Below are 9,183 nucleotides of genomic sequence, written 5' to 3'. Positions count from 1 at the left end.
CCCAGCCCCTGGACCAGCACCCGGCGCCCGGCCAGATCGTCGCTGCCAAAGACGTGCCGCGCGCCGACCCGAAGACAGCGGAACACACCCTCGGCTGTCCAGGGCGAGGGATCGCCCGAGCCCTGCGACAATCCGACGGCATAGCGCGTCTCTTGCGCGGCCAGGGCCATGTCGTCGGGCGACACGCCGACGTCTTCTGCGGTATAGTAGAGGCCGCCCAGGGTCTCGACCGCGCGGCCGAAGGCACGCATCATCGCAGGTGACTTGTCGCGTCGCGCGTCGCCGATGATGACCGCCTTGCCGCCGCCCAGCCCCAGCCCGGCCATCGCGTTCTTCGATGTCATCCCGGCCGCGAGCCGCGTCACATCAGCGATCGCCTCGGCATCACTGGCATAGGGCCACATCCGGCAGCCTCCGGCCGCGGGGCCCAGCACCGTCGAATGAAGACAGATCAGCGCCCGCAGACCGGCCTCGGGCGCCTCGGCCAGGACCAGCCTCTCGAAGCCCCGGGGCGGGTCCAGATCCCGTGTCGTGACATCCATGTTCGGTTCCTCCCATCTCGCGCGATCCCGGATGACGGATCGACATGGACGGTCAGAAACGCCGCGAAAGACGGTATTGCAAGCCAGGGATCATCTGCAAAGATCGTGGCCGGAACGCGCAATTTGCAAAAGGCCGGATTGGCGAGCCGCGCAACCTTCGCGCCGGCGGCCGGACATGACAACTGTCGGCCCGAAGGGACCGCCCGGCCGATTCGCCCTGTTCCGGTCTCAGAACGGGATTTCGTCGTCGTAGTCGCTGCGCCCGCCGCCGGCCGAAGGGGCGCTGTCGCCGCCGCCGCCCGAATAGCCGCCGCCGCGACCTTCGTCATAGCCGCCGCCGCCCGCGCCGCCGCCTTCGCCGCGTCCATCCAGCATCTGCAAGGTGCCGTTGAACCCGCGCAGGACGATTTCGGTCGTGTAGCGGTCCTGCCCGGACTGGTCCTGCCATTTGCGGGTTTCCAGCTGGCCCTCGATATAGACCTTGCTGCCCTTCTTCAGGAACCGTTCGACCACGCCGACCAGCCCTTCGGACATGATCGCGACCGAATGCCATTCGGTCTTTTCCCGGCGCTCGCCGCTGTTGCGGTCCTTCCACTGCTCCGAGGTGGCGATGCGGAGGTTCGCCACCTTGCCGCCGTTCTGGAAGGTGCGGATCTCGGGATCGCGGCCCAGATTGCCGATCAGGATGACCTTGTTGACGCTGCCTGCCATGACGCGGATTCCCTGCTTTCGTGTCGCTTCGACATCGGTCTATCCAGCCCGCGGCCTCAGTGCAATCGGCGAGTTCCCGCCGACCGCGTTCGGGCCCGGAACCGTCGGGGTGCCGCGGCTGGCGGAAAGGGCGGTTTGCTGTATAGTCGCCGGAAAAGCCAAGAACATGAACGAGGGCGAAGGCATGAGGATCATCTCAAGCATGAAGGCGGGGCTGTGCGCGCTGCTGATGACGGCGCTCGCGGTTCCGGTTTCGGCCCAGGGCCTGCGCCTGTCGGGCAGTTCCTCGAAGTCGCGGGCCGAACAATTCGCGCGCCAGACGCGGCTGATGGATTCGCGACTGGCCGGTCAGTATCAGGAATCGGCGCGGCTTCAGCCCGGCGGCAAGGATCGCGGTATCGCCGACATCCAGTTGTCCAACCGTATCCCGGCCTATCGTGGCAGAAGCAGCGACTATATCCCCCATGCCCGCGCGGCGGCCCGCAAATATGGTGTGCCCGAGGATCTTTTCCTGCGTCTCGTGCAGCAGGAATCGGGCTGGAACCCGCGCGCCCGCTCGCGCAAGGGGGCGACCGGGTTGGCGCAGCTGATGCCCGGCACGGCGGCCAAACTGGGGGTGAATCCGCTTGATCCGGTGCAGAATCTGCAAGGCGGGGCACGCTATCTGCGCATGATGTACAACCAGTTCGGCAATTGGCGGCTGGCGCTTGCGGCCTATAATGCCGGGCCGGCGGCGGTGGCGAAGTATAACGGCGTGCCGCCCTATCGCGAGACGATGAATTACGTCCGCGTCATCGCGGGAAGCTGATCACCGCCGGGGATCGGGTCCGCATTTCGACGGAGCGGCCCCCATGCGCAGCAGCACCGAGCGCGGAATCCGGTATTGCCGCGCGACCGAGGGCCAGTCGCGCAGGCCCGCCATTTCGCGCGTGACCATGAATTCCCACGCGGCGCGGGCCGCGGGCTCGATCAGGTTTTCCCGGCCTGCATCGTCGCAGTCTTCCAGCGCCGCCAGCGCGCGCTCGAGCCGTCTGCCCGCCATGCCCAGGGACGAGGCGCGTTCGGCCCGAAATTCGTCCTCGATCAGGCTTTGCTGATCGCGGCCGCGGGCGCTGGCCCAGTCGAGGCGGAGGAAAAGGTCCGACATGGATTTCGTTCCCGGAACTGCCGCCATCCAGCCTAGCGCGCTGCGGCCCAGGTGCAAGGGGGCCGGTCCGGTTTGCTCAGACTTCCTCGATCCGCAGTTCCACGGGGTCGCTGACAAGCACGCCGGTGCGCGGCAGTGCTTCGATCGCGTAGTCGATGGCCTCGGGCGTCGTCTTGTGGGTTACGACCAGCACCGGCACGCTGCTGTCGCTGTGCTGGCCGTATTGACGCATCCGGTCGATCGAGATTCCGGCATCGCCGAGAACCGTCGCCACCTTGGCCAGCGCGCCGGGCTTGTCCTGCAATTCCAGCCGCATGTAATAGGCCGCGGGCACCGCCGTGCGGGCGGGCTTGGCCCGTTGCAGCGCGGCGGCGGGCTGGCCGAAGACCGGCATCCGGACACCGCGCGCGATCTCGACCACGTCGGACAGGACCGCGCTGGCGGTCGGGCCTTCGCCGGCACCGGCGCCGCGCAGAACGATCTGGCCGACGCTGTCGCCCTCGACCACGACCATGTTGGTGCCGCCCATCAACTGGCCCAGCGGGCTTTCCGCCGGCACCAGGCAGGGCGCCATGCGCTGTTCCAGGCCGCGCGGCGTCATCTGCGCCACGCCCAGCAGCTTGATGCGATAGCCCATGTCGGCCGCGCGGCGGATGTCGTCGATGCTGACGCGCTCGATTCCCTCGATCTCGACGGCGCCGAAATCGATCCGGGTGCCGAAAGCGATCGAGGACAGGATGGCCAGCTTGTGGCTGGCGTCGATGCCGCCCACGTCCAGCGTCGGATCGGCCTCCAGATAGCCCAGTTGCCGGGCCTCTTCGAAGACCGCCTCGTAGGGCAGGCCCGCGCTTTCCATCCGGGTCAGGATGTAGTTGCAGGTGCCGTTCATGACGCCCATCACCCGGCGCAGTTCGTTGCCGGCCAGCGATTCCGTCACCGCCTTGATGACCGGAATGCCGCCCGCGACCGCCGCCTCGAAGCGGATCACCCGACCCAGGCTTTCGGCCAGTTCCGCCAGCGCCTGCCCGTGGACGGCCAGCAGCGCCTTGTTGGCGGTGACGACATCCTTGCCCGCGCGCAGCGCCGCCTCGATGCTGTCTCTGGCGACGCCATTCTCGCCGCCGACCAGTTCGACATAAACGTCCACGTCATCGGCGGTGGCGACGGCATTGGGGTCGTCCTCCCAGCGATAGGCCGACAGATCGGCGTCGCGGTTCTTCATCCGGTCGCGCGCGCTGACCGCGGTGATCGTCACCGCCCGGCCGGTCCGGCGGCCCAGCAGTTCGGCATGTTTCTGCACGATCTTGACGACACCGATCCCGACGGTGCCCAGCCCGGCAATGCCCAGGCGCAGGGGGGACGACATGGAAGCCTCTTGTTGTCGCGATTTCGCGGCGTGTTAGCGCGGCAGGGGCGGCGTTGCAACGCGGGAAAGCCGTTATCACCGCACGCCGGCCGGCGTGGATCGCGACAGGGCCTCAATCCTCGTCCCGATGGCCGGCCCATTCGCCGTCGATTCCGGTCGCGCGCATGATCGACACGATCCGCCGCGCGGCCTGCAGCGTCGCGGCATGGATGTCGCGGACATCCTGCGGATTCATGTCGTCCGGATAGCGTTCGCCGCGCGTGTTGATGAAGGTGGGATGCCAGTAGCCCGGCCGATCGCCGGGCCGCCAGGAGGCATGGCACAGCAGGTTCCGCCGCAGCCGAAGCTCGCTCAGCGTCCCGGCCAGCGCCTGCCTGTCCTCGATCCCGGCGCGGTTCGTCGCGGCGACGAAACTGTCGATCAGCGTGCCCAGCGAATCGTCGGCGATCTCTTCCATCCGCCGCAGCCATTTCTCCAGCGCGCTTTCGGTCGCATCCTCGCCCAGTCCCTGGCGTGTCAACGAGAAGATCGCCCGTTTCAGCGCCTCTTCCAGAAAGCCGAAGCCCGAGACGGCGTGGCCGATGGCCAGGGCCATCTCGTCGGATAATCGATCGGGCGCGCGGGGCAGGCTCATGCGCCCGTTCTAGCGGGGCCGGCGGGGGCTGTCTGCCCCCTCCCTGCGGCGGAAAGAAAGCCTGCCGTGGCGCCGCCGGCAGCGGCGGGGGCGGGCGGTTCTTGGGCCGCCGGCCGTCGCGGGGCGCATTCAGGCGGCACGGGCCGCGCGGATCAGGCGCAGGATATCGGCGGCGGCGGCGGGGATGTTGGTGCCGGGACCGAAGATCGCCTTGACCCCGGCATTCTTCAGGAAATCGTAATCCTGCTGCGGGATGACCCCGCCGCAGATCACCAGGATATCGCCCGCGCCCTGTGCCCTCAGCGCCTCGATCAGTCTGGGTGCCAGCGTCTTGTGGCCCGCGGCCTGGGATGAAATGCCCACCACGTGCACGTCATTGTCCACCGCGTCCTGGGCCGCCTCTTCCGGGGTCTGGAACAGGGGGCCGACATCGACATCGAAGCCGATATCAGCGAAGGCGGTGGCGATCACCTTGGCGCCACGGTCATGTCCGTCCTGACCCATCTTGACGACCAGCATGCGCGGGCGCCGGCCCTCTTGTTCGGCGAAGGTTTCCACGTCTTGCTGGATCGCGGCGAAACCTTCGTCACCCTCGTAGGCCGCGCCATAGACCCCGGCCAGCATCTTCACCTCGGCGCGATGGCGCCCGAATTCCTTTTCCATGGCCATGCTGATTTCCCCCACCGTGGCTCTGGCGCGGGCGGCCTCGATGGCGGCCGCCAGCAGATTGCCGCTGCCGGCCGCGCGACGCGTCACCTCGGCCAGCGCCGCGTCGCAGGCCGCCTGATCGCGGCTGGCGCGGATCCGTTCCAGCCGCGCGATCTGGCTGTCGCGGACCTTCACGTTGTCCACATCCAGAATCTCGATCGGATCCTCGCGATCCTTGCGGTATTTGTTCACACCCACGATCACGTCCTCGCCCCGGTCGATCAGCGCCTGACGCCGGGCGGCGGTTTCCTCGATCCGCAGCTTGGGCATGCCGGATGCGACGGCCCTGGTCATGCCGCCCATTTCCTCGACCTCCTCGATCAGCGCCCAGGCCTTTCGGGCCAGTTCCGCGGTGAGGCTTTCGACATAGTAGCTGCCTGCCAGCGGATCGACGACATGGGTGATGCCGGTTTCCTCCTGCAGGACAAGCTGCGTGTTCCGCGCGATCCGGGCGCTGAAATCGGTGGGCAGGGCGATGGCCTCGTCCAGCGCGTTGGTATGCAGCGACTGCGTGCCGCCCAACGCCGCCGACATTGCCTCATAGGCCGTGCGGACCACGTTGTTGTAGGGATCCTGTTCCTGAAGGCTGACGCCCGAAGTCTGGCAATGCGTGCGCAGCATCAGGCTGCTGTCCTTCTTCGCCCCGAATTCCGACATGATCCGGTGCCACAGCAGACGCGCGGCGCGCAGCTTGGCGATCTCCATGAAGAAGTTCATTCCGATGGCGAAGAAGAAGGACAGCCGGCCGGCGAACTTGTCGACATCCATCCCGGCCGACAGGGCCGCGCGGACGTATTCGCGCCCGTCGGCCAGCGTATAGGCCAGTTCCTGCACCAGGTTCGCGCCGGCCTCTTGCATGTGATAGCCGGAAATCGAGATGCTGTTGAAGCGCGGCATTTCGTCTGCGGTATATTCGATGATGTCCGCGATGATCCGCATCGAGGGTTCGGGCGGATAGATATAGGTGTTCCGCACCATGAATTCCTTCAGGATGTCGTTCTGGATGGTGCCGGACAGCGCGGATTTGTCATGGCCCTGTTCCTCGCCCGCGACGATGAAGCTGGCCAGGATCGGGATCACCGCGCCGTTCATCGTCATCGACACGCTGACCTGATCCAGCGGGATGCCATCGAACAGGATCTTCATGTCCTCGACCGAATCGATGGCCACGCCCGCCTTGCCGACATCGCCCTCGACGCGGGGATGGTCGCTGTCATAGCCGCGGTGGGTGGCCAGATCGAAGGCGACCGATACGCCCTGCTGGCCAGCCGCCAGATTGCGGCGATAGAAGGCGTTCGATTCCTCGGCCGTGGAAAAGCCCGCATATTGCCGGATCGTCCAGGGCCGTCCCGCATACATCGTCGCACGCGGGCCGCGGGTGAAGGGCGCGATCCCCGGCAGGCTGCCCATATGCGGCAAATCCGCCGTATCGGCCTGGGTATAAAGCGGCTTGACCGGAATTCCCTCCAGCGTGTCCCAGACCAGTTCGTCGGGGTCGCGGCCCTTCAATTCCTTCTCGGCCAGCCTGCGCCAGGCTTCCAGCGTCGGTTTTGTCATGATGCGTCCTTTCCCCGGCCGGGTCCGTGCTTATATTCAGCACAGGACGAGGTGCCGATGAAGTTGAAATTCCTGATCTTTGCGACCCTGCTGGCGGCGATGGGCCCGGCGCGCGAAGCGCCGCCCCAGGCGGTGCCGCAGCCGGATCCGCCCGCGCCGATGAGTCCCGAAGAGATGCCGGACAGCGCGCCGGCCCCGGCAGCGGCGGCCGAGCTGATCGAACGCGACGCGGCCCAGGTCTCGCCGGGGGATTTCCGGTGGAAATCGCGCCCGGTCGTGATCTTTGCCGACACGGCCGAGGATCCGGCCTTTCGCGAGCAGATACAAGCCCTGCGCCGCCGGCCGGGGATGCTGCTGGACCGCGACGTGATCGTCGTGACCGATACCGATCCGGGTGCCAACGGAGAATGGCGCCGGCTGCTGCGTCCGCGCGGCTTCTCGCTGGTGGTGATGGACAAGGACGGACAGGTCAAGCTGCGCAAGCCCTTTCCCTGGGACGTGCGCGAAATCAGCCGCGCCATCGACAAGTTCCCCTTGCGGCTGCAGGAAATCGGCCGGACGGGCATGTCGCCCTGATTGCAATCGCGCCCGGAACGCCCCATATTGAGACGGCAAAGGGAGACGATGATGGCTGATCCGAAACGCATCCGCACCAGGCGTCCGGCCGCCGCGCCGGCCGAGCCACGCGACACCCCGTCCCGCCCGATCCGTCCCCGCATCATGGACAAGGATCTGCGGGCGGCCCGTTCCGCACTGATCGAGGAAGCCGAACGGATCATGGGCGTCGCCCCGATTCTTGGCCGGACCGGACCGCGTCCGGGTTACTGACGGCTGCGGGCATGTCGCCGCGCCCGGTTCCGTCAACGTCCTTGGCGATCGCGATCATCGCGTCCTCGCCCAGGTCCAGCGCCTCCAGCCTGAAATTGATATAATCACGATACAGATCCGCCGCGCGTTCGGGCCCGATCAGGTCCACGTCCAGCACCCGCAGATCGTCGATGGCCGCGCCGATCACGTCCAGTTGCCGGTAATACAGCACGATCGGGTCGATCGTGTCGCGCGGCAGGACGTGAATTTCGGCGATGATGGCACGGAAGATGGCGTCGTTCGATTCGGTCGGGATGGTCGGAAAAAAACCGGGATTGTCCTCGATCCGCCGGGCGATGGTTTCGCCGTAGGTTTCCAGATCCTCGCGCCGCAAGGCCGCCACATTCGCCCGGATCTCGGCGAACAGCGCGCGCTGGACATCGCGGACGCGGTTTTCACGCAGCTTGGCATCGCGCCTGCGGTTCTGAAGCGCCACGACCCACCAGCCGATGGCCAGAAACAGCCCGGCGATGACCGCCTGCTGCCCCTGCGGACTGAGATAGGGATCCAGCGGCGGTATCGGCGTCATCGGAAGGAACCGGCTTGCGCCGCCGGGCGTAGGGTTGAGGCAAAGGAGAAAGCGATGACCCGCACCCTGCCGATAAGTGCCCTGGCGCTGGCATTCTGGCCGGTTCTTGCCCCTGCCGGTTCCGGGCAGGGCGGGACGACGCCGCAGCCGATCCGCGCCGATACGCTGGAACGTCTGCGCTGGCAGGCCCGCCCGGTGGTGATCCTGGCCGAGGGCGCGCCCCTGGCGGCGCAGGTTCTGGCCCTGACATCCGAACCCGCGGCATTGGCCGAACGCGACATCGTGCTGCTGATCGAGGGGCCGGGGGCCGGCCCCCTCCGCGACCAGGCGGGCAGCGGCTTTGCGGTGCTGCTGATCGGCAAGGATGGCGGGGTCAAGCGGATCTGGCACGAACCCGTCGATCCCGAAGATATTTTCGCGCTGATCGACGCCATGCCCATGCGCCGACGCGAGGCTGGCCAGGACGGCTGAACCGGGATCGGCACGGGGGCGGGCCGGCCGATCATTCGAATTCCATGATCACGTCATCGACCTTCAGGCTCTGGCCCGCCTCGGCGCTGACGGATTTCACCACACCCTTCCTTTCGGCACGGAGGATGTTTTCCATCTTCATCGCCTCGACCGTGGCCAGCGCCTGACCCTCCTGCACCTCGTCACCCGCAGCGACGTTGATCTTCACGACCAGCCCCGGCATCGGGCAAAGCAACAGTTTCGAGGTGTCGGGCGCGATCTTCTCGGGCATCAGCCGGACCAGTTCGGCGGCGCGCGGGCGGCGGACATGCACGCGCAGATCGGCACCGCGCAGACGCAGGCGGAACCCTGCCGGGATCCTGTCCGCCTTCATGACCAGCGGCCGGCCGTTGACCGAAAGTCGCGCCAGCGACCGGCCGGGCCTCCAATCGCTTTCGACGCGCAGATCGTGGCCGTCGATGGTCACGGTCGCCCCCTCGCGATCGGCCCTGATCCTGACCGGGATTTCGCGTCCGGCGACGAAGATCACCCAGTTCTCGCCGACATGGCGTTCGTGGTTGTCCAGCCGCCCGCTGATCCGCGCGCGCCTGATTTCGGCCATGCGGTGCATGGCGGCAGCGGCGGCGGCGACGCGGGCTATCTCGGTATCGG

At 67.2% G+C, this 9,183-nt stretch carries 12 protein-coding genes; 4 read left to right on the top strand and 8 right to left on the bottom strand.

From position 1 onward, the window contains the following. Nucleotides 1–542, bottom strand: a 542-nt coding sequence (locus B4A72_RS00815) for a Glu/Leu/Phe/Val dehydrogenase dimerization domain-containing protein (RefSeq protein WP_292977954.1), incomplete at its 3' end; no start/stop codon positions are given. A gap of 228 nt (nucleotides 543–770) precedes the next feature. Beyond that, a complete protein-coding gene (ssb, locus tag B4A72_RS00810) occupies nucleotides 771–1,253 on the bottom strand; it encodes a single-stranded DNA-binding protein (RefSeq protein ID WP_292952574.1) in 483 nt (160 codons plus the stop codon). A 184-nt stretch (nucleotides 1,254–1,437) separates the two neighbouring features. On the opposite strand from ssb, the gene B4A72_RS00805 reads away from it, so the two are divergent. Beyond that, a complete protein-coding gene (locus B4A72_RS00805; RefSeq protein ID WP_414692134.1) occupies nucleotides 1,438–2,061 on the top strand; it encodes a lytic transglycosylase domain-containing protein in 624 nt (207 codons plus the stop codon). Here B4A72_RS00805 and B4A72_RS00800 read toward each other — a convergent pair whose 3' ends face one another. From B4A72_RS00800 to scpA, 4 genes are all read right to left on the bottom strand, one after another. Further along, nucleotides 2,062–2,400: a DUF6665 family protein gene (locus B4A72_RS00800; RefSeq protein ID WP_292952577.1), complete on the bottom strand. Its 339-nt coding sequence runs from the start codon at nucleotides 2,398–2,400 to the stop codon at nucleotides 2,062–2,064. A gap of 76 nt (nucleotides 2,401–2,476) precedes the next feature. Continuing rightward, nucleotides 2,477–3,766, bottom strand: a complete 1,290-nt coding sequence (locus B4A72_RS00795; RefSeq protein ID WP_292977953.1) for a homoserine dehydrogenase — start codon at nucleotides 3,764–3,766, stop codon at nucleotides 2,477–2,479. Between the two features lie 112 nt (nucleotides 3,767–3,878). Continuing rightward, the gene (locus tag B4A72_RS00790; RefSeq protein WP_292952584.1) at nucleotides 3,879–4,400 is read right to left on the bottom strand and encodes a hypothetical protein; all 522 of its coding nucleotides are present in this window, start codon (nucleotides 4,398–4,400) and stop codon (nucleotides 3,879–3,881) included. 129 nt (nucleotides 4,401–4,529) lie between these two features. Beyond that, nucleotides 4,530–6,665: a methylmalonyl-CoA mutase gene (scpA, locus tag B4A72_RS00785; RefSeq protein ID WP_292977952.1), complete on the bottom strand. Its 2,136-nt coding sequence runs from the start codon at nucleotides 6,663–6,665 to the stop codon at nucleotides 4,530–4,532. 57 nt (nucleotides 6,666–6,722) lie between these two features. Here scpA and B4A72_RS00780 point away from each other — a divergent pair, with 57 nt between their 5' ends. Next, nucleotides 6,723–7,241, top strand: a complete 519-nt coding sequence (locus tag B4A72_RS00780) for a DUF4174 domain-containing protein (RefSeq protein WP_292952590.1) — start codon at nucleotides 6,723–6,725, stop codon at nucleotides 7,239–7,241. 51 nt (nucleotides 7,242–7,292) lie between these two features. Then, nucleotides 7,293–7,493: a hypothetical protein gene (locus tag B4A72_RS00775; RefSeq protein ID WP_292952593.1), complete on the top strand. Its 201-nt coding sequence runs from the start codon at nucleotides 7,293–7,295 to the stop codon at nucleotides 7,491–7,493. Here B4A72_RS00775 and B4A72_RS00770 read toward each other — a convergent pair. Then, nucleotides 7,441–8,061: a hypothetical protein gene (locus tag B4A72_RS00770; RefSeq protein WP_292952596.1), complete on the bottom strand. Its 621-nt coding sequence runs from the start codon at nucleotides 8,059–8,061 to the stop codon at nucleotides 7,441–7,443. The two genes, B4A72_RS00775 and B4A72_RS00770, sit on opposite strands and share 53 nt — an antisense overlap. 54 nt (nucleotides 8,062–8,115) lie before the next feature. Here B4A72_RS00770 and B4A72_RS00765 point away from each other — a divergent pair, with 54 nt between their 5' ends. Next, nucleotides 8,116–8,532 carry a DUF4174 domain-containing protein gene (locus B4A72_RS00765; protein ID WP_292952599.1) on the top strand — a complete coding sequence of 139 codons (417 nt, stop codon included), beginning with the start codon at nucleotides 8,116–8,118 and terminating at the stop codon, nucleotides 8,530–8,532. Nucleotides 8,533–8,563: 31 nt separating this feature from the next. Here B4A72_RS00765 and B4A72_RS00760 read toward each other — a convergent pair. Next, nucleotides 8,564–9,183 (bottom strand): DUF2118 domain-containing protein (locus B4A72_RS00760; RefSeq protein ID WP_292977951.1); only part of this gene is annotated, 620 nt, incomplete at its 5' end.

It is taken from the genome of Paracoccus sp. UBA5162 (assembly GCF_002413585.1).
In the GTDB taxonomy this organism is placed as follows: Bacteria; Pseudomonadota; Alphaproteobacteria; order Rhodobacterales; family Rhodobacteraceae; genus Paracoccus.
Note: the sequence above shows the minus strand (reverse complement) of the source record. Positions and strands in the feature narration are given on the sequence as shown.